The organism is Psychromonas antarctica, assembly GCF_022267535.1.
GTDB classification, from domain to species: domain Bacteria; phylum Pseudomonadota; class Gammaproteobacteria; order Enterobacterales; family Psychromonadaceae; genus Psychromonas; species Psychromonas antarctica.
In genome coordinates this window covers 49,188-69,413 of the sequence record NZ_JAHNZV010000008.1, presented here as the reverse complement: position 1 = coordinate 69,413, position 20,226 = coordinate 49,188, and the positions used below count along the sequence as shown (strand labels likewise).

The window sequence follows — 20,226 nt, the reverse complement described above, 5'->3', positions numbered from 1 at the left end:
TTTAACTAAATAGGATTATCCTCATGACTAAGATTTTAGACGTTGTAAAACCTGGTGTTATCACTGGTGATGACTTACAAAAAGTATTTGCAGTTGCAAAAGAAAATAAATTTGCACTTCCTGCGGTAAACGTTATTGGCAGCGATTCAATCAATGCAGTACTTGAAGCAGCCGCTAAAGTTAAAGCTCCAGTTGTTATTCAGTTCTCTAACGGCGGCGCTGTATTTAACGCGGGTAAAGGTCTTAAACTTGAAGGTCAAGAAGCGGCTATTCTTGGCGCGGTTTCTGGTGCTAAACACGTTCACGCAATGGCAGCAGCTTACGGTGTTCCAGTTATTCTTCATACTGACCACGCAGCTAAAAAATTGCTTCCTTGGATCGACGGACTACTAACTGCAAGTGAAGCTCACTTTGCAGAAACTGGTAAACCGCTTTTCTCTTCACACATGCTTGATCTTTCTGAAGAGCCTCTAGAAGAAAATATCGCAACTTGTGCTAAATACCTAGCGCGTATGGCTAAAATGGATATGACGCTTGAGATTGAACTAGGTTGTACTGGTGGTGAAGAAGACGGTGTTGATAACTCTGATATGGATGATTCATTACTTTATACTCAACCATCTGAAGTTGATTATGCATACACTGAACTTTCTAAAATTAGCCCACGTTTCACTATCGCAGCTTCTTTTGGTAACGTACACGGTGTTTACAAACCAGGTAACGTTAAACTAACGCCAACTATTTTACGTGATTCACAAGCATTTGTTTCTGAGAAACACGCTATTCCAGCTAACAGCTTAAACTTCGTATTCCACGGTGGTTCTGGTTCATCTGAAGCTGAAATTCAAGAGTCTATCGGTTACGGTGTTATCAAAATGAACATCGATACAGATACGCAGTGGGCATGTTGGGATGGTGTTCGTGGTTATGATGCTAAAAACCATGATTTCTTACAAGGTCAAATCGGTAACCCAACGGGTGCAGATGCGCCTAACAAGAAATACTACGATCCACGTGCATGGTTACGTGCTGGTCAAGAGTCTATGGTTGCACGTCTTGAGAAAGCATTCTCAGATCTTAACGCAATTGACGTATTATAATTTAATTAATCTGCATCGTTGCAGGTAGCTTAAATTATTGGGCCAGCTTAATTGCTGGCTTTTTTTTGCCTGTAGGAAAGTGATATTTGTTATTTGAACTATGCTCTGCCATAGGTTAATTGATTCTATTTAGAGGACTTTTTATGCATTATTTCCAATATTTACTGATTGCTGCAATATCCACTTTTTCTGTTTTTAGTTTTGCCGACGCACTTCCTAGTGCGCCTCATATTTTAGTCTCAGGGAGCGCTGAACTTGAGATAAAACCGGACCAAGTGATTATTCAATTTAAAGCTTCTGCCATAGCGAGCAAAGGCGCTCTTGCCAAAGATCGGGTTGATTATCAAGTATCGAGTGTACTAGCTAATCTGAAAAAAGCAGGGTTTAACACGGAAATATTGCAACGAGCGGATCTTTATACAAGAGCCGAATATGACTATCAAAAAGATAAACGTACTTTAATTGGAATTCGGGCAACACGTAACCTCACCTATTTATTAACGGATATTAATAAAGTAAATCAGTTTTTAGATGCCGTACTGGCCGCTAATATTGATGCCATTGATACGTTACAATATGGGCTACAATCGCCTGAGCAGTGGCAGGCTAAAGTACGTCAAATGGCTGTTGAAGATTCAATGGGAAAAGGCGCAGCCTTGGCGTTGGCTTATCAGGCTAAATTAGGGGAAATATACTCGATTGATTATCAATATTCTTATTCGCGCCCTTCAATGATGCGATCCATGAAAGAGGAGATGGCTTCGAATACCTATCTGGTGAACAGCATCAAAATCAGTGATCGCGTGCAGGCAGTGTTTTTATTAATTCCCTAGCATAATGTGTTAGTAGCTTTATTGCTAAACTACTTTTACTTTTCTTATTGAAAAACATTAAGTTACTTTGTTGCGGCTTAAATAAAACGACAAGATGGCTTAGGAAAGGCTGCATAATTTTTTCATTAAAACTGCTCTCTACACTCAAATAAGTGCTTAATTTTTCCGGTGTGATATGGATGGTTAAGTAATTGTTTCCAGCAATGGCGTTTAACGAGTAGCCTTTTGGTGTAAAGGTAAATTGGTCTATTAACATTGGCGGGAAAAATTTAAGCACCGCGAGTTGCGTTATAATCTCGTTTGTTGAGGTTGCTCCCGCTTGCAATCTATCTGCAAAAGAACCTGATAAACCGTGTAGCATTAACAGTTGTTTGCTGTATCTTTCTTCTGTTTCTAGCTCGCCAAAGAAAAACAAATCTCCCTGATATTCCCCTTGCCAATGCTGTGTACTCCCCTGTAAATGGGTATATAATTGCCTATAATCTTGCATAAAGTTACTTTTTTGTAATTCGGGACGAGCGGGTTGGTGGCGATGGAAAAGTAAGGATTGAATTTGTTCTTTATTGACATTCTTTTGAAAAAACTGAGCCGCTTTAAGCAGATGGGTATTGCCACAGGTAATTAAAAGGAGCTTGTTTTTCCAAATAAATAAACTCGATTCTGATAATAAATAAGCGCGAATAGAGGGGGTTTCTATTTTTGACAAGATACAAGCACCAGCTTGTGCGACCATGTTTCCCCAAAATCGATCTGAAAATTGTAATAGGTTGTTTTCTTTAAGTATGATCTCTAAGCGTTTTTCGCTGCCTTCATAAAACATTTAACTTACGTCCTGTTTTTTTAGCCGCATTGATTCCTGACTGTTTAAATGGATAACAACAATCATTCTATAAAAAACCTGGCTGAGCAACAGACAAGTAAAATTATCTGTTGTGAATATTTTTTTACTTTTTCTTGCATCAAAAACCTAAAGATAAAAATGAGGTGTGCAGTTTACCCTAATATTTGTCAGGACTCACACAGCGTAAAAATTTAAGATAAAAAGCGCTTTTAAAATTGGCTAAACGGAATGTGAGGGGATAAGTATCTTGTTATTGCAAACAAGTATTAATAGCGGTTTATTATCAGAGATGTACTCGCTGTAATTAAAATGTTTATAACTGCGATGCAGTTGCCTGCATCGCTAATATAGTGGTTAACTTGGTGTGTTTATCGCTTGTATGGTGTCTGCTGAGAGTGTCTCGTCAAACTCTGTTGCTGCTAGTGGGCCGTTTGCTTTTTCTTGTGCATAACAAGCCGCCGCAGTAAATATAACATCGGTTGAGCTATTTAAAGCGGTTTCAGCCGAATCTTGAACAACTCCGATAATAAAGCCAATCGCTACAACTTGCATTGCCACTTCATTGGGTAGACCGAATAAGCTACACGCCAGAGGGATCAATAATAGTGAGCCACCGGCAACACCCGACGCCCCACAGGCAGAAATCGCGGCAACAACACTTAATAAAATAGCAGTGGCAATATCATACTCAATACCGAGTGTATTTACAGCCGCTAGCGTTAGCACGGTAATAGTGATTGCTGCGCCAGCCATATTAATAGTTGCACCGAGTGGAATGGAAACAGAATAAGTGTCTTTATGAAGGTTTAATTTTTCACATAATTCCATATTTACCGGGATATTCGCGGCAGAGCTGCGGGTAAAGAATGCTGTTACACCTGACTCACGTAAACATTGCAATACTAACGGGTAAGGATTGCTCTTAGTTTTCATATACACGATGGCAGGATTCACCACTAAAGCGATAAAAATCATACAGCCCAATAATACGGCTAACAAATGAGAGTAGCCTAGGAGTGCAGAGAAACCTGTTTGTGCAAAGGTCGTAGCTACTAAACCAAAGATACCCAGTGGAGCAAAACGGATCACTAAATGAACAATTTTGGTGACACCATTGGAAACATCGTGTAGCACATTCTTTGTGCTCTCATTAGCATGCTGTAGTGCTAAACCCAAGCCAACAGCCCAAGCTAAAATACCAATAAAGTTGCCTGTAACTAGCGCGTTAATTGGGTTATCTACAATTTTAAACAATAAGGTATTTAAAACTTCAAGGATCCCTTCTGGTGGTGTTGCTTGAATGTCTGTCGCGACTAATATTAGCGTTGTCGGAAACCAATAGCTGATAACAACGGCCGTCGATGCGGCTAATAATGAGCCCAGAAGATAAAGCTTAATGATAGGTTTTAAACTCGTATGAGCCCCTTTTGTCTGATTCGCGATCGACGACCCAACCAAAACAAAAACCAGTATTGGCGCAACAGCTTTTAATGCGCCAACGAATAAATCACCAAGAAATGAGACCGAGTTGGCGCTACTTGGCCAAATTGAAGCTACTAAGATGCCTGCAATAATACCGATAACAATTTGTACAACAAGGCTGCCGTTAAGAAATCGTTGAAAAAGAGTGGGGCTGGGATTCATATATTAAACCTTTTTATATTAGTGAATACGTAGTAACTCTGCCCAACGTCTCGTACCCAAGGTAAGCAAAGCAGTTAATTTTTATACCATCATTGGCATTATCTGCGCATTGTAAGTTTTTAACGTGCAATTAGCTCTAAACTGGATCATAAAAATTAACATTTAAGGTTGAATAGGGTTAGTCTTTTTTGAAGATTAAGTGTATTGCGGTTAATCCGTATTTTTAGCGTAACTTGCGGTATCCAAGGCATTATAGCGGCTGCTGTTAAATATCATCATAAAACAGGGGGATAAGCCTAAAAAAACTAACCGGAGTGGTGCCTGTAAAATATATTTGGCTAATCTGAATCTGTTTTCTTACTCAGGCGAGGCGTTACAATAAATAGCTAGTAGGGCATCGTCATTGCGTCAATATAGAACCAACACGGAGACATTATTCAATTTTGTGTATCAACTAATAGAGAAGCTGCGGCCAGACTAATCATTTATAATAGTGAAGCAAGTTGATGATTGCTATATTATGTATTTTTCGTTTAGCAAACCAATGAGTAGATATATGTCAGCTACAAATTTTGTTTTACCCTATATAGATCCGATTGCCATTCATCTCGGTCCGCTTGATATACGCTGGTACGGTTTAATGTATCTAGTCGGTTTTATTTTTGCATTTTGGATGGCCAATCGCCAATGCGATAGATCCAATGGTGTTTGGACTCGTGAGCAAGCGAGCGACCTGCTTTTTTATGGTTTTATGGGGGTTATTTTAGGAGGGCGTACGGGTTATGTTTTATTTTACCAATTCCCACATTTTTTAGAAAATCCACTTTATCTGTTTAGAATTTGGGAAGGCGGCATGTCTTTTCATGGCGGAGTCCTTGGCGTGCTTATTGCGATTATCTTTTATGCAAAAAAGAATCAAAGATCAATTTTAGCTGTAGGTGATTTTATTGTGCCACTTTTACCTGTTGGTTTGGGCGCGGGACGTATCGGTAATTTTATTAATTCAGAGTTATGGGGACGAGTCACTGATTCTCCTTTTGGTATTGTTTTCCATAATGGTGGGCCTTTACCTCGCCATCCTTCGCAGCTGTATGAATTCGCCTTAGAAGGTGTGTTGTTGTTTATTATTCTTGTCCTGTTTATTCGTAAATCACGTCCGAGTGGTTCAGTGTCGGGATTGTTTTTATTATGTTACGGCCTGTTCCGCATTATTGTTGAATTTGCTCGACAACCCGATGCGCAGCTCGGATTACTTACCTTTGGGCTGAGTATGGGGCAACTACTTTCATTACCGATGGTGATTGCTGGGGGGGCTTTAATTGCGTTTGCATATCGTTATAATACTCAGTCGCTTGTGCAGGGTAAAACAAAAAAGATCAAGTAAATATTTTAGGTGAAATAGATGAAACAATATTTAGATTTATGTCAGCGTATTATTGAAACGGGCGTTTGGATTGAAAATGAGCGTACCCAAAAACGCTGTTTAACAGTGATCAATGCGGATCTTGAATATGATGTTAAAAACAATCAGTTTCCGATGATAACGACACGTAAAAGCTTTTGGAAATCAGCGATTGCAGAATTTTTGGGGTATCTTCGTGGTTATGATAATGCCGCTGATTTTAGAGCTTTAGGCACAAAAACTTGGGATGCCAACGCTAATCTTAATGGTGCTTGGCTTAATAATAAATACCGCAAAGGCAACGATGATATGGGCCGTGTGTACGGCATTCAAGGGCGCTCTTGGGCAAAACCCAATGGCGGTTTTGTTGATCAACTGAAAAAAGTGGTTGATGATCTGAAAAATGGCATCGACGATCGTGGTGAAATTATCACTTTTTATAACCCTGGGGAATTCGAAATGGGCTGTTTACGCCCGTGTATGCACACGCACACTTTTTCCTTAGTAGGTGATACTTTGCATTTGACCAGTTACCAGCGCTCATGTGATGTTCCGCTTGGTTTAAATTTTAATCAGGTACAGGTATTTACTTTTTTAGCCTTAATGGCACAGATTACCGGCAAAAAAGCGGGAACGGCTTATCACAAAATTGTTAATGCACATATTTATGAAGATCAATTTGAGTTGATGCGCGATGTACAGCTGAAACGCAAGCCATTTGCATCCCCTAAATTAACCATTAACCCGAAGATAAAGTCACTTGAAGATCTGGAAACTTGGGTCACCATGGATGACTTTGAAGTAACTGAATACCAGCATCACGATGCAATTAAATACCCCTTTTCAGTGTAATAGCAATTCGATTAATTAAATGTTCTATTTAGGCGTATGAAAATGCTTGGAAGCAAGGCATTGATTGCAGCAACTAGTTGTTCTAATTGCGAAATCAATAACGAAGCCAACAACTACTTTAATAAACATAAATAAATAGGAAATGATTAGATTGGCTATATATAGTTAGCTAGCTTGATGTTTCTCAACTGTTAACATTTTTGCAACTTAATCAAGGAGGGATGGCCCCTTACATTTTATTTGTGCTGCTGATGGGATATACTTTGTGTAAATCTTCATTTCGATACAACGATTCCAATAAGGCGATTTTTCGCTGCAACAAGAGGTTATTATTGTGCTAGAAGCTTATCGTAAACATGTCGCTGAACGTGCCGAACAAGGCGTTGTTCCACAGCCATTAAATGCAGAGCAAACTGCTGCGTTAGTTGAATTATTGAAAAACCCACCGCAAGGTGAAGAAACCTTTCTGCTGGATCTCTTAGAAAAGCGTATTCCACCTGGCGTTGATGAAGCCGCTTATGTAAAAGCGAGTTTTTTATCTGCATTGACAACCGGTGATGTAACCTCTCCTTTGATTACACCTGCTCATGCAGTTAAATTACTCGGCACTATGCAGGGTGGTTACAATATCGAACCATTAATAACGCAGCTTGATAATGCTGAACTTGCACCATTAGCTGTAAAGGCACTGTCTCATACGTTGCTAATGTTTGATGCCTTTTATGATGTGGAAGCAAAGGCGAAAGCGGGCAATGCTTTCGCTCAGGAAGTGATTCAGTCATGGGCTGATGCGCAATGGTTTTTAGATAAACCTGTTGTAGCTGAAAAAATAACGATGACAGTCTTTAAAGTCACGGGAGAGACTAATACCGATGATCTTTCTCCTGCTCCAGATGCTTGGTCTCGTCCTGATATCCCGTTACATGCGTTAGCAATGCTTAAAATTTCTCGAGAAGGTATCGAAGCGGATGAGGAAGGGGTTGTCGGCCCGATTAAACAGATTGCAGCGTTAAAAGAAAAGGGCCACCAGCTAGCTTATGTGGGTGATGTCGTCGGTACGGGGTCATCTAGGAAATCTGCAACCAACTCGGTGTTATGGTTTATGGGAAATGATATTCCCTTTGTTCCTAATAAACGTGCGGGTGGTGTCTGTATCGGTAATAAAATCGCGCCTATTTTCTTTAATACCATGGAAGATTCTGGTGCGCTGCCAATTGAAATGGATGTAGATGCATTAAATAGCGGTGATGTGATTGATATCTATCCGTACCAAGGTGTTGTAAAAAACCATGTGAGTGGAGAGGTGATTGCAGAATTTACACTCAAAACGAATATTATTCTTGATGAAGTCCGTGCTGGTGGCCGTATTCCACTTATTATCGGTCGTGGTTTGACCGAGCGTGCACGTAAGTCTTTAGGATTGGCTGCTTCTGAGGTGTTTCAATTACCTGTAGAAATAGAAGCCTCTACTAAAGGTTATACACTTGCACAAAAAATGGTTGGCAAAGCCTGCGGTACTGCAGGTGTTCGTGCAGGTCAATACTGCGAACCGAAAATGACCTCGGTGGGATCGCAAGATACAACGGGGCCGATGACGCGTGATGAGTTAAAAGATCTTGCTTGTCTAGGATTCTCCGCGGATTTGGTGATGCAGTCTTTCTGCCATACGGGTGCATATCCAAAACCTATCGATGTAATAACACATCATACCCTGCCCGATTTTATGATGAATCGCGGTGGTGTGTCTCTTCGCCCTGGCGACGGCATTATCCATTCTTGGTTAAATCGCATGTTAATACCGGATACTGTCGGCACGGGTGGTGATTCGCATACTCGTTTCCCAATTGGTATCTCTTTTCCAGGCGGGTCGGGTTTAGTTGCCTTTGCCGCGGCGACAGGGGTTATGCCTCTGGATATGCCGGAATCGGTGCTCGTGCGTTTCAAAGGTGAACTGCAACCGGGTATCACGCTGCGTGATTTAGTCAACGCTATTCCATATCAAGCAATTAAAGATGGCCATTTGACCGTTAAAAAATCGGGTAAGATAAATGTGTTCTCTGGTCGAGTGCTTGAAATTGAAGGACTGCCAACGCTTAAAGTTGAGCAGGCATTTGAACTATCAGATGCATCGGCTGAGCGCAGTGCCGCTGGTTGCTCAATCAAACTTGATAAAGAACCTATTATTGAATATTTAAACTCTAATATTGTGATGCTGAAGTGGATGATCGCAGAAGGTTATGGTGATGTACGTACCATCACTCGTCGGATTGAAGAGATGGAAGCTTGGCTGGCTAATCCTGAGTTAATGAGTGCGGATAAGGATGCTGAATATGCTGCTATTATTGACATTGATTTAAACGATGTAAAAGAACCAATACTCGCATGTCCGAATGATCCTGACGATGTAAAACTGTTATCTGAGGTTGCTGGTACAAAAATTGATGAAGTTTTTATCGGCTCGTGCATGACAAATATTGGTCACTTCCGCGCGGCGGGTAATTTACTTAATAAATATAAAGGTCAACTACCGACTCGTTTGTGGATTTCCCCCCCGACCAAAATGGATGCTAGCCAACTTTCTGATGAAGGTTATTACAGTATATTTGGTAAAGTAGGTGCGCGCACTGAAATGCCCGGTTGTTCATTGTGTATGGGGAACCAAGCTCGAGTAGGTGATAATACAACGGTTGTTTCTACTTCAACACGTAATTTCCCTAACCGTTTAGGTAATAATGCCAACGTATACTTAAGTTCGGCAGAATTGGCTGCTGTTGCTGCTATTGAAGGCAAGTTACCAACAGTTGCCGAATATATGACATATGCTCAATCCATTAATGCTGTCGCCGCAGAAACTTACCGTTATCTAAATTTTGATCAAATTAAAAATTATACAGATAAAGCAGATACGGTTATTTCTGTTAAAACGGTGTAAAAAAATACTGCTAAAATGAGCTGTCGCGCGTTATAAAACCCCATTCTCCTTGGAAAATGGGGTTTTTTTTATGTAAGTTATTGAAATTTTTTGTTTTAAACAGAAAATTGTTACAAAAAGGTGAATAAACTTGAATTAGCTTGTTTTTTCACCTAAAATTGATAAGTACATACAAATGATAAATAAAAAAGAGAGGCTGATTAGCAGCCCGATAAATAGTTAGTAGCAAGACTATTAACTGAGTATATATATACATAAAAATGGGTGCTTATTATGTTAGAAAAAAGTTTAGTTGTGGGTGAATACCATATAGATACGAGTCAAAACAGTTTAATCCACGGAAGCCGTAAGGTTTACTTGGGTCCTTTGCGTACTTCACTTCTACATTTTTTATGTAAAAATGTAAATAAAGTGGTAACGCGTGATGATCTTGCCCAGCATGTATGGGGGCGTTTAGTAACTGACCATACTATCAATCAGCATATCTCTCAGCTGCGTAAAAGTATTGGTACGTTGAGTCTGCATGGCTTAAATATCTCTACTATTCCTAAGCGAGGCTATATTGCTCGTATGGAAGGCGTGGGTATTTCTGCGGATAACCAAGTGTCTCCTTTTGCGCAAGGTGAAAGTACAGTTAACGCAATCAGCAATATGAAAGTATTAGTTGTTGAAGCGCAAGCAGATGATCGTATCGAATTAATTGGGCAATTAGAAAGCCTAGATGTAGCTTACGTTGAAGGCGTAGCAACAACTATTGAGGCTGAACGTTCTGTTGCCTTGCAAGATTTTGACCTCGTTATTATTGATTCACTTATTGCAGAAAATGCAGGTATTAAGTTAATCAAACGTATCCGTACAGGGCAGACTTCAGCTTCCGCTGATATTTGTATTTTAAGTTCACACTTTGATGTGCAACGTGAACTATTAGGTCTAAACAGCTTATTAGATGTGCAAGGTTTATTATTAAAACCATTTGAAGTAAGCCGTTTGAAACAGATGTTGATGGTTGCAAGCAAATCAAATGTGCTTTTAAAACCACAAGCAGCTTATGAGATTATACCGACAGATGTGTTAAACGTGTTGGTACAAGGTAAAGCAGTTAACGAATAAGTTTTGACTTGTCTTATCAAAAAGGTGTCTGCATTTCTGCTGGCACCTTTTTTTTTGCTTCGATAAACCAGTAAAACCAGTGTTGATAAGAACGTTTTACCGCTCTTTCCGAGGAAAAATAATATGAGTCGTAAGGCAAACATTACGGCTCGATGGAAATCATTGGCCGGTAGGAGTACGCAGACTTGTAAACTCACTAATTAATGCCCATTCGTGCAATTATAGCGCCTCGATAAATCCACTTAGCTGCGATAAGCTTCCTTGAGGTGTCTTGCAATGTTAACATCATTTTCTCTTCTACCAATCAGAGTTAGCCATGAATTCCAAAAAAAGACTGCTACCCCCTATCGCCTTCAAAAAAGAGTATATTCATAAAATTCATGGCCATCAACGCAGTGATGATTATTTTTGGCTGCGCGACGATAATCGACAAGCACCTGAAATTTTAGATTATCTTAAGCAAGAAAATGCATTTACTGAGCAACAGATGGCGCCATTAGCAGAGCTACAAACTGAGTTGTATAAGGAAATGGTTGCGCGGCAAGAGCCTGAACTTGAATCTGTACCTTATTTCAAAAAAGGATTCTGGTATCTGTCGCGTTATGATGAAGGTAAAGAGTTCACTATTTATAGCCGCCGCAAAGGGGCAATCGATGCGCCAGATGAGGTTATTCTGGATTGTAATGAACGCGCAAAAGATCATAATTATTACCAGCTAGGCGATTTAGCTTTATCAAAAAATTCGATGCTCATGGCTTTTTCAGAGGACGTAGTCAGTCGACGTCAATACACACTGCGTTTTAAAGATCTATCGACAGGTGAGATGCTGGCAGATCAGATCGAAGACGTAGCTTCTGTCGCTTGGGCAAATGATAATAAAACGATTTTTTATGTTAAAAATCACCCTGAAACATTATTGCCCTACCAAGTCTATCGTCACCTACTCGGTGATAATATCGTTAATGATGAGCTTGTCTATGAAGAACTAGATGATACCTTTTATGTTGATATTTATAAAACACGCTCTGAACGCTACCTGGTGATCTGCATCGACAGCACTCTCACCTCAGAATGTTTACTGTTAGATGCGAACAAGCCAACCGGAGAGTTTGTGTCGTTTTTAGCCCGTACTCGAAACCATGAATACAGTATCGATCATTTCCAAGACAAATTTTATATTCGCACAAATATTAGTGGTAAAAATTTTGCCTTAAAGACCAGTGAAACAATGAGCAATAACAACTACGATAACTGGCAAACGGTTATTGAGGCACGTGAAGATATCTTACTAGAAGGGTATGAGCTGATGCGTGATTGGTTAATTGTGGAAGAGCGTGAAGCTGGACTACCAATATTGCGGCAAATTAATATACACACCGGGGAGTCAAAAACACTGTATTTTAAGGATCCGGTTTATACGGTATTCAGTCATTACAATCCCGATCCCGACACTTTGAAATTCCGCTACCAGTATATTTCCTTTACTACCCCTGCAAGCGTTTATGAGCTTGATCTCAACAGCGGCGAAACTTCCTTGCTAAAACAAAGTCAGGTGGTAGGAGACTTCCGCTGTGAGCATTACCAAAGTGAACGCGTTTGGGTGACTGCTCGTGATGGGGTCAATGTGCCCGTTTCACTGGTGTACAGAAAAGAGCTATTTAATCATTGTAATCCACTGTTGATTTATGCCTATGGATCTTATGGGCATAGCTTGGATATCGGCTTTAGTTCGGCTAATTTAAGTCTATTAGATCGTGGATTTGTGTATGCGGTGGCACATATTCGTGGCGGTGAAGAGCTCGGTCGCAGCTGGTATGAAGAGGGTAAGCTACTTAAAAAACAAAATACTTTTAATGATTTTGTCGATGTTACTCAATCATTAATTGGACTCGGTTATGGTGCTAAAGATAAGGTTTTTGCTATGGGGGGCAGCGCCGGTGGACTGTTGATGGGGGCGGTGATTAATCAAGCACCAGCACTTTATAAAGGGATTGTTGCTGCGGTGCCTTTTGTGGACATCGTCTCTACTATGCTGGATGAATCAATTCCGCTGACTACGGGAGAATATGACGAGTGGGGTAATCCTAATAAAAAACACTATTACCACTATATGCTTTCTTACAGTCCTTATGATCAAGTTACCGCGCAAGATTACCCGAACATGTTGGTGACGACCGGCTTACATGACTCGCAGGTACAATATTGGGAACCGGCTAAGTGGGTCGCAAAATTACGTGAGCTGAAGACCGATACTAACCAGTTGCTTTTGTATACAGATATGGAGTCAGGGCACGGTGGGAAATCGGGCCGCTTTAAACACTTCGAAGATATCGCCAGAGAGTTTGCTTTTCTGATTTCCTTAGCGCAGTAAATGGGAAATTAAAGATCATGCTTATGTAGATGACTCAGGTTATTTTTTGTAAAAAGATTAAAACTACTACCACGCACACTTCATGCGACTGCGAAACTGCGTTTCGGTTCGCATTCATTAACAGAGGGGCTGCGCGCTACACAGAGGAAAAACTAACATACTAAAATATAAGATAATTATTATTTTTTATGTTTTTCTATGTTTTCCCTCATTTTACTCTGTGGTGAAATTTTTTGACGTGTTTTTATCTTTTCGCATTTTTACCTGAGTTAAGTGCATAGGCATGTTAAAGATAATCTTAGCGCGTATTAACTCAGCCTTTAATGCTTTAACTGATCTGCTAGTTGAGCCGCAAGTAACTCATCTTTAGCGCTAATTTTTTTCAGCGAATCAATATCAAACCACACTAATTCGACAGGGGTTAGCGCTTTCGCATTATGAGTAAAACGGCCGCTTAAAAACGCATCAAGCGCAATCATTGCGCCTGTTTCAACAACTTGTTCTGCAGATGCAGAAAGCAGCTCAACTTTGCCGTGAATAATAACGGCCAGTGATGAGGCATGCCCATTTTGCCGGTAGATAAGTTCACTTTCGCTATAAATTTGCCGTTTCGCTAATTTTCCTAATAGATAAAGGCTGTTAGTTTTCAGGTCTTTTGCCCAAGGCATTGATGCCAGATGTTTGCTTATCGATTGCCCGCTAATACGGTACGGGATAGGTTTCAGATTAGCCAATTTTAGTTCAACTACTTTAGTGAGTTTATTGGCTTCACTCTCATCTAATACGCCTTCCGTTATCAATTCTTGCAGATAAACACGTTCTAAATGGAGCAGTAAGCGATGCGCGCTATGGGTTTCTAGACTGTATGAGAGATCTGGGAAATTTTCACGAAGCTGGTTAATATGTAGACGTGTCTGGGTCTTGTTCTGTTTAATTTCAGCCTTCACCATCTCAGTATCTTGCTTAGAAGGGGATAGCGACTCAGCAAAAGTTTGTATCTCCTCTTGGGCTTGAATAAAGCCGCGAGCGGTATCGTAACTCAGAGCCAATCGTTCAAAGGACAAATGCACGAGAAAACGATTTAAATAGGGAATATGCTCAAACCAGATTAGATAACGGGGCGTTTTCCATAATGCAAACAAGCTATTGCGAGGTGCAATTTGTGGATCCCCATCTAATGCGACCTGCACAGCTTTGACCAGTTGATTAGTTGCAATGCCAGTCAATAGGCCTTGATTGAATTGTGACCAGTAAAATTGCCGTTCGGTTTCTAACAAACGGCGACGAAAGGCAACGCATAAGTCTTTATTCTGCTCTTCCGCGGGAAGCGTTACCGCTTTTAATGGGTTAATTAAAAGTGGCCAGTTAGCGCGCTGTAAAAACTCATTTTGTTGTAACGCAGGCATGTTGTCGAGGAGGCGCTGTTTGATAGTAAATTTTGCCTTATTAAGGCTTGCTTGTTTGGCTGCTGGTAATTGATCTAATCCTAAATAGCGCAATACCCAACTCATTGTGCTGGAATTAATGACGATGGTTAATACCACAATCCCCGCAGTTAAAAAGAGTACCTGATCACCTAGTGCTTTAGGTAAAAGCGTATCTTGGGCAACAATTAAGGCTAATGCCAAGGAAACCGCGCCGCGCAGCCCACCCCAAACTAATACAGTCGCTTTTGGGGGAGTAAGACCAACTCCTACCCGTTTTAATAAGGGCATAAATGCAAACACCGAAACTGCGCGGATCACTTGAATGCTGAAATATAATATAGCGAGAGTTACCCACCACTCGGTTATATCTAAACGAATGCGTGAAGCGATAATAACACCGACCAAAATAAAAATGAGTGTATTGGCGATATACGCCATCATCTGCCAAAAATGCTGCAAAAAAAGAGCAACTTCTGGAGATATTCGCGTACGCCCTATACTGGCGAGTAATAAACCTAATGTGACAACGGCAACCACTCCGGACACATGGAAAATATTCTCGGCAATAAAATAAGCGAGATAAGCCGCGCTGATGGTAAGTGTTATCTCTATCATTGGCTGATTAAATAAACGACCGATCCAGAATAAAATCAGCGCAGCGACGATTAAGCCGATTAACAGCCCAAAGAAAACGACCGATAAAAAATCAGCTGAAATGGCGAAAATATTAATATCAATAGCAGCGCCGGTTTGGGCTCCGAGTAACCCATAGAAGAGAGTAAATAAAACGATTGCGGTGCCGTCATTTAAGAGTGATTCACCTTCTATCAAGGTTTCTAAGCGTTTGCGCGAGCTGACTTCTTTTAATAAAGAAACCACGGCAACGGGATCGGTGGCACTGATGAGTGCACCAAATAGCAAGCAGACTGTCCATGACCATTGCCAAGGGATGGCATAATGTACAAAGGTAGCTGTTAACGCCGTGCTGAGTAGTAATCCGGGTACTGCTAAGATAGCTATCTGTGCAAACATACGAGTAAATAGGTGGGGCTCCATAGAAAAGGCAGATTGGAAAATAATGGTCGGTAAAAACAGTAATAAAATTAGATGGGGTTCCATCAGCGCGAGCTCTTTAAGTGTCAAACTTAGCGCTGGCATGGCTGTTTCGATCTGTGCAGTGCGGCCATATAAACCGAGGCATAGTCCAGCCAAGAGTAACACTACGCTATAAGGGAAGGTGAACACTTTAGAAAAGGATTTTACTAAGGCCCCAAATAATAAAGACAGCACCACAAAAAGTAGAATTAAAACGTTGCTGTCCAAATCCATAATTAGCTCCTATTTGCTTGCTATTCTATTTTTAGTTTGCTTGTAGCTTTTGGCGCTTGGCGTTGATTTTAATTTATTCCAAAACGCCTATACCTATGTTACTTCAAGGTACAAAATCAGCAAGCCCAATTGTGCTTTTATAACCTTGTTATCCTGAAGATACTTTCTATTTTATTTTCACGAATAGAGGGTAAATACGAGGTATAAAATTAAAGTTTAACCGCTCTACATTGGTGGGGGGATGAGATTGTTTTCTAGTAAAGATAAAAAAACGCCCCAAAGGGCGTTTATAAGAAGGTGTTGCGTTTAAATCTTATGCTTCTTCATTTTGTTCGTTGCGAGGGGTGCGTTCATTTGCTTCACGTACTTTTAATGAACGTTCTTGGAACTCTTGTTCATTTAGTGCATTAATCGCATTTTCTGCATCTTTTTGAGGCATCTCAACAAAGCCAAAACCACGACGCTTTCCTGTATGTTTGTCTTTCATTAAACGTACTGAAAGCACTTTACCGTGCTCCGAAAAAAGCGTGCGAATAGACATCTCATTTGCGCGGTAAGGTAAGTTTCCTACATAAAGCGTAGTACTTGTAAAATCCCCCTCACTTGCTTCACTGTCAGAGTTCGTGGATTTATCCAAACGGATAAACTGGATAGCAACGCCACTTGCCAATGCGCCAATAGCAAATAATAAAGCACCAGAAATTTGTACGCCTGATACACGAATAATGATATAACCTAAAATCGCGATAGCGATAGAAAGCAACACAGAAGTGTTTGATTTCATAATAAAATAACCTCAAAGATAAATGGAAAAATAATTACATCAATTCATACCGATACAAGCAATTAAGTAGTCACTTAATTGCAATGGTATTATATCTTTTTTCGGTGCTTTTGGTTTGGTAAAAAGGCGGATAGGTAAAATCAAACACCTTTTCCCCGTGCCAACAATCATCCCTAAAAAAGTCTCTGTATTGTAAGCTAAAATCGCACATTAAGTTAACAACAATCGGTCTCTATTCGTCTATACAACTCCTGTTTTGTGAAACAGGGCATGCTTGTCGCGCTGTATGAATCAGTAAAAGTTGATTGTTTTGTGCTCTTACAATATTTTGTATGGAAATAGGAGGTGTTTGCCGCTGTTAATGCATTGCAAAGTAGGGTGCTATAAGGGATGGTAATTGAGTCTGTTAAAATACATAAGTTATTTTTTTTGTCGCTGACCAATATAATTTTTGTTCACTGCTATCGCGCTCATAAAGATAGCGATTAACGGATAAATTAGCTAGAATGCACGGCGGTTATATACCTAAGCCAGCCGCTACTTTTTGAAGTTAAGATGGTTTAGGTATAAAAGCCATCATGACACAGCATACAGCATGCAATAACACAGGTATTAGACGTCTTAATGAAAAATATTCGTAACTTTTCAATTATCGCCCATATCGACCACGGTAAATCGACGCTATCAGATCGTTTAATCAGCACTTGTGGCGGATTAAGTGATCGAGAAATGGCAGCTCAAGTATTGGACTCAATGGATATTGAGCGTGAACGTGGTATCACTATCAAAGCGCAGAGTGTAACCCTTGATTACAAAGCCAATGATGGCCAAATATATCAACTTAATTTTATCGACACGCCGGGACATGTTGACTTTTCTTACGAAGTCTCTCGTTCATTAGCCGCCTGTGAAGGCGCGCTATTAGTTGTTGATGCAGGTCAGGGCGTTGAAGCACAAACCTTGGCTAACTGTTATACCGCCATGGAAATGAATTTAGAAGTGGTTCCTATTTTAAATAAAATCGATTTGCCTGCCGCCGAGCCCGATCGTGTTGCCGAAGAGATAGAAGATATTATCGGCATTGATGCAAGTAGTGCAGTGCGCTGTTCCGCTAAAACAGGTTTAGGTATAGATCTGGTTTTAGAGGAGATAGTGCGTGCTATTCCGCCACCTGTAGGTGACATAAATGCACCGCTACAAGCTTTAATTATTGATTCGTGGTTTGATAACTACCAAGGCGTTGTCTCATTAGTACGCATTAAGAATGGACAAATTAAAGTTGGCGATCGCATGAAAGTGATGTCAACTGAGCAAGTACATTTGGTTGGGAAAGTGGGTTATTTTACGCCCAAAGCAAAAGAAACGGGTATCTTGAAGGCGGGAGAAGTCGGCTATGTCGTTTCCGGCATTAAAGATATCTTAGGAGCGCCAGTCGGTGATACCTTGACCTTAGCCAATAATCCAGCGCCTAAAGCATTAGGTGGGTTTAAGCGTGTTCAGCCGCAGGTTTATGCGGGGCTTTTCCCTGTTAGCTCCGATGACTATGAGAACTTCCGCGATGCGTTAGGCAAGTTAAGTATTAATGATGCTTCACTGTTTTATGAGCCAGAGAACTCCTCTGCATTAGGGTTTGGTTTTCGTTGTGGCTTTTTAGGTTTATTGCATATGGAGATCATTCAAGAACGTTTAGAGCGTGAATATGATCTTGATTTAATCACTACGGCTCCCACGGTAGTCTATGAAGTTGAAACCAATGATGGGGCGGTACATTATATTGATAGCCCTGCAAAATTGCCTGCTACCAATGATATCAAAGAAATTCGTGAACCCATTGCAGAATGTAATATTTTAGTACCGCAAGCTTATTTGGGCAATGTGATCACTTTATGTATCAATAAACGCGGTGTACAAACCAAAATGGTTTATCACGGCAATCAAGTTGCATTAACTTACCATGTCCCGATGGGGGAAGTGGTGATGGACTTCTTTGACCGTTTAAAATCGACTAGCCGTGGTTATGCCTCTCTTGAATATAACTTTGTGCGTTTTGAATTAGCAGATATGGTCCGCGTGGATGTGATGATTAATGGCGATCGTGTTGATGCGCTAGCATTAATTACACATCGTGCTAACTCCGAAAACTATGGACGTGAATTAGTTGAAAAGATGCAAGAGCTGATTCCTCGGCAGATGTTTGACATTGCCATACAAGCCGCTATTGGTGCCAAAATCATTGCCCGTTCTACGGTGCGTCAGTTACGTAAAAATGTTATCGCAAAATGTTATGGTGGCGATATCAGCCGTAAGAAAAAACTCTTGAAGAAACAGAAAGAGGGTAAAAAACGGATGAAGTCCGTGGGTAACGTCGATGTACCACAAGAAGCATTTTTAGCGGTATTACATATCGGTAAAGACAAATAGTTTAATACCTTGATTACGCTTGTAATAATAAAAAATGCGCTTGTTTTAAATCTGCGCATTTTTGTTTTTGATTTACCCAAACCATCTTCTGATAGTTTGGGTAATGGCTGTTATTATCACGGTAAACTGCGTGACTTTACTTTTTAACGATTGCATTAGCAGCACTACGGATGCAATTTCACTGACTAGTCGTATTAGTTAAACGGATATTGAAGGATCATGTCGGTTTAAATAATCTGATTTTATAAATTTATAGGAATCAATATGGCAAATACGTTTGCACTTATCTTAGTTGTTTTAACTTTCCTAACCGGTTTCATCTGGTTACTCGATAAATTCAGCTGGGGGCCTGCGCGAAGGGCTGCTCGCCAACTGGTGCAAGATAAAACTGAAATCGCGCTTGATGATAAAACACTGGCAACGATTCACCCTGAGAATGTCATTATTGAAAATGCGCGTTCGCTATTTCCGGTGATAGCCATCGTATTTGTGCTACGTTCATTTATTTATGAGCCGTTTCAAATTCCGTCTGGATCGATGATGCCGACCCTATTAGTGGGCGACTTTATTTTAGTCGAAAAGTTTTCCTACGGTATAAAAGAGCCGGTTTGGCAGAACACCTTAATTCCAGTCAGTTTACCCAAGCGTGGTGATGTTGCGGTTTTTAAATACCCTGAAGACCCTCGCGTTGATTATATCAAACGTGTTGTTGGTTTGCCGGGGGATCGTATCGTTTATAAGGATAAGCGTTTGTATCTAATCCCAGCCTGCGAAAAAGCCCCTTGTGGTGCTTATAAAGAAGTCGATCAGCAATACTTGAGTGATAAAACCTTTGCTGATGAAAAGATGAAGATGCAGGTTTTCAGCGAAATTTTAGGTGAAGTTAGCCATAAAATACTGAACAACCCAATGCGTCAAGATCAGCTCGCTTATTATTACCAACAGCCAGGTACTTATGCCTATGAATGGGTGGTGCCAGAAGGGCACTATTTTATGATGGGTGACAATCGCGATAATAGTAGAGACAGTCGCTACTGGGGGTTTGTTCCTGCGCAAAATCTAGTCGGTAAAGCGGTTGCTATCTGGATAAGTTTTGAATTTTACCGCAAAGATGCCGATTTATTACCTACTTGGGTACCCAGTGGTGTTCGCTTTAATCGCATCGGTGGAATAAAATAAT

Annotated in this window: 13 protein-coding genes; 9 read left to right on the top strand and 4 right to left on the bottom strand. The window is 40.5% G+C overall.

Annotated features, from left to right (window positions below):
* Positions 1-23: 23 nt before the first annotated feature.
* Positions 24-1,100, top strand: a complete 1,077-nt coding sequence (gene fbaA, locus KSO91_RS03990; protein ID WP_238741565.1) for a class II fructose-bisphosphate aldolase — start codon at positions 24-26, stop codon at positions 1,098-1,100.
* Between the two features lie 143 nt (positions 1,101-1,243).
* Positions 1,244-1,933 (top strand): SIMPL domain-containing protein, encoded by a 690-nt coding sequence (locus KSO91_RS03985; RefSeq protein ID WP_238741563.1) that lies wholly within the window; start codon positions 1,244-1,246, stop codon positions 1,931-1,933.
* On the opposite strand, the gene KSO91_RS03980 is transcribed toward KSO91_RS03985, so the two are convergent.
* Positions 1,893-2,753: an S-adenosylmethionine decarboxylase proenzyme gene (locus KSO91_RS03980; protein ID WP_238741562.1), complete on the bottom strand. Its 861-nt coding sequence runs from the start codon at positions 2,751-2,753 to the stop codon at positions 1,893-1,895. The two genes, KSO91_RS03985 and KSO91_RS03980, sit on opposite strands and share 41 nt — an antisense overlap.
* 375 nt (positions 2,754-3,128) lie before the next feature.
* Positions 3,129-4,418, bottom strand: coding sequence for a serine/threonine transporter SstT (gene sstT / locus KSO91_RS03975; RefSeq protein WP_238741561.1), 1,290 nt, complete (start codon positions 4,416-4,418; stop codon positions 3,129-3,131).
* A gap of 556 nt (positions 4,419-4,974) precedes the next feature.
* Here sstT and lgt point away from each other — a divergent pair.
* From lgt to KSO91_RS03950, 5 genes are all read left to right on the top strand, one after another.
* Positions 4,975-5,802, top strand: coding sequence for a prolipoprotein diacylglyceryl transferase (gene lgt, locus KSO91_RS03970; protein ID WP_238741560.1), 828 nt, complete (start codon positions 4,975-4,977; stop codon positions 5,800-5,802).
* Positions 5,803-5,820: 18 nt separating this feature from the next.
* The gene (locus KSO91_RS03965; protein WP_238741559.1) at positions 5,821-6,672 is read left to right on the top strand and encodes a thymidylate synthase; all 852 of its coding nucleotides are present in this window, start codon (positions 5,821-5,823) and stop codon (positions 6,670-6,672) included.
* 334 nt (positions 6,673-7,006) lie between these two features.
* Complete coding sequence (gene acnB / locus KSO91_RS03960) at positions 7,007-9,604, top strand: bifunctional aconitate hydratase 2/2-methylisocitrate dehydratase (protein WP_238741558.1); 2,598 nt, start codon at positions 7,007-7,009, stop codon at positions 9,602-9,604.
* Positions 9,605-9,877: 273 nt separating this feature from the next.
* Entirely contained in the window at positions 9,878-10,714 is an 837-nt protein-coding gene (locus KSO91_RS03955) for a winged helix-turn-helix domain-containing protein (protein ID WP_238741556.1), read from the top strand.
* A gap of 316 nt (positions 10,715-11,030) precedes the next feature.
* Positions 11,031-13,085 carry a S9 family peptidase gene (locus KSO91_RS03950; protein WP_238741554.1) on the top strand — a complete coding sequence of 685 codons (2,055 nt, stop codon included), beginning with the start codon at positions 11,031-11,033 and terminating at the stop codon, positions 13,083-13,085.
* 320 nt (positions 13,086-13,405) lie between these two features.
* Here the strand turns inward: KSO91_RS03950 and KSO91_RS03945 are convergent, their stop codons facing one another.
* Both KSO91_RS03945 and KSO91_RS03940 read right to left on the bottom strand, forming a co-directional pair.
* Positions 13,406-15,841 (bottom strand): cation:proton antiporter, encoded by a 2,436-nt coding sequence (locus KSO91_RS03945; protein ID WP_238741553.1) that lies wholly within the window; start codon positions 15,839-15,841, stop codon positions 13,406-13,408.
* A 313-nt stretch (positions 15,842-16,154) separates the two neighbouring features.
* Entirely contained in the window at positions 16,155-16,625 is a 471-nt protein-coding gene (locus KSO91_RS03940) for an RNA recognition motif domain-containing protein (protein ID WP_238741552.1), read from the bottom strand.
* Between the two features lie 624 nt (positions 16,626-17,249).
* Here KSO91_RS03940 and lepA point away from each other — a divergent pair.
* Both lepA and lepB read left to right on the top strand, forming a co-directional pair.
* Positions 17,250-19,046, top strand: a complete 1,797-nt coding sequence (gene lepA, locus KSO91_RS03935) for a translation elongation factor 4 (protein ID WP_238741551.1) — start codon at positions 17,250-17,252, stop codon at positions 19,044-19,046.
* Between the two features lie 264 nt (positions 19,047-19,310).
* Positions 19,311-20,225 (top strand): signal peptidase I, encoded by a 915-nt coding sequence (lepB, locus tag KSO91_RS03930; RefSeq protein WP_238741550.1) that lies wholly within the window; start codon positions 19,311-19,313, stop codon positions 20,223-20,225.
* Position 20,226 lies beyond the last annotated feature (1 nt).

Coding starts and splice junctions, on each gene's coding strand:
- fbaA (WP_238741565.1), top strand. CDS start 24: ATGACTAAGATTTTAGACGTTGTAAAACCTGGTGTTATCACTGGTGAT.
- KSO91_RS03985 (WP_238741563.1), top strand. CDS start 1,244: ATGCATTATTTCCAATATTTACTGATTGCTGCAATATCCACTTTTTCT.
- KSO91_RS03980 (WP_238741562.1), bottom strand. CDS start 2,753: ATGTTTTATGAAGGCAGCGAAAAACGCTTAGAGATCATACTTAAAGAA.
- sstT (WP_238741561.1), bottom strand. CDS start 4,418: ATGAATCCCAGCCCCACTCTTTTTCAACGATTTCTTAACGGCAGCCTT.
- lgt (WP_238741560.1), top strand. CDS start 4,975: ATGTCAGCTACAAATTTTGTTTTACCCTATATAGATCCGATTGCCATT.
- KSO91_RS03965 (WP_238741559.1), top strand. CDS start 5,821: ATGAAACAATATTTAGATTTATGTCAGCGTATTATTGAAACGGGCGTT.
- KSO91_RS03955 (WP_238741556.1), top strand. CDS start 9,878: ATGTTAGAAAAAAGTTTAGTTGTGGGTGAATACCATATAGATACGAGT.
- KSO91_RS03950 (WP_238741554.1), top strand. CDS start 11,031: ATGAATTCCAAAAAAAGACTGCTACCCCCTATCGCCTTCAAAAAAGAG.
- KSO91_RS03945 (WP_238741553.1), bottom strand. CDS start 15,841: ATGGATTTGGACAGCAACGTTTTAATTCTACTTTTTGTGGTGCTGTCT.
- KSO91_RS03940 (WP_238741552.1), bottom strand. CDS start 16,625: ATGAAATCAAACACTTCTGTGTTGCTTTCTATCGCTATCGCGATTTTA.
- lepA (WP_238741551.1), top strand. CDS start 17,250: ATGAAAAATATTCGTAACTTTTCAATTATCGCCCATATCGACCACGGT.
- lepB (WP_238741550.1), top strand. CDS start 19,311: ATGGCAAATACGTTTGCACTTATCTTAGTTGTTTTAACTTTCCTAACC.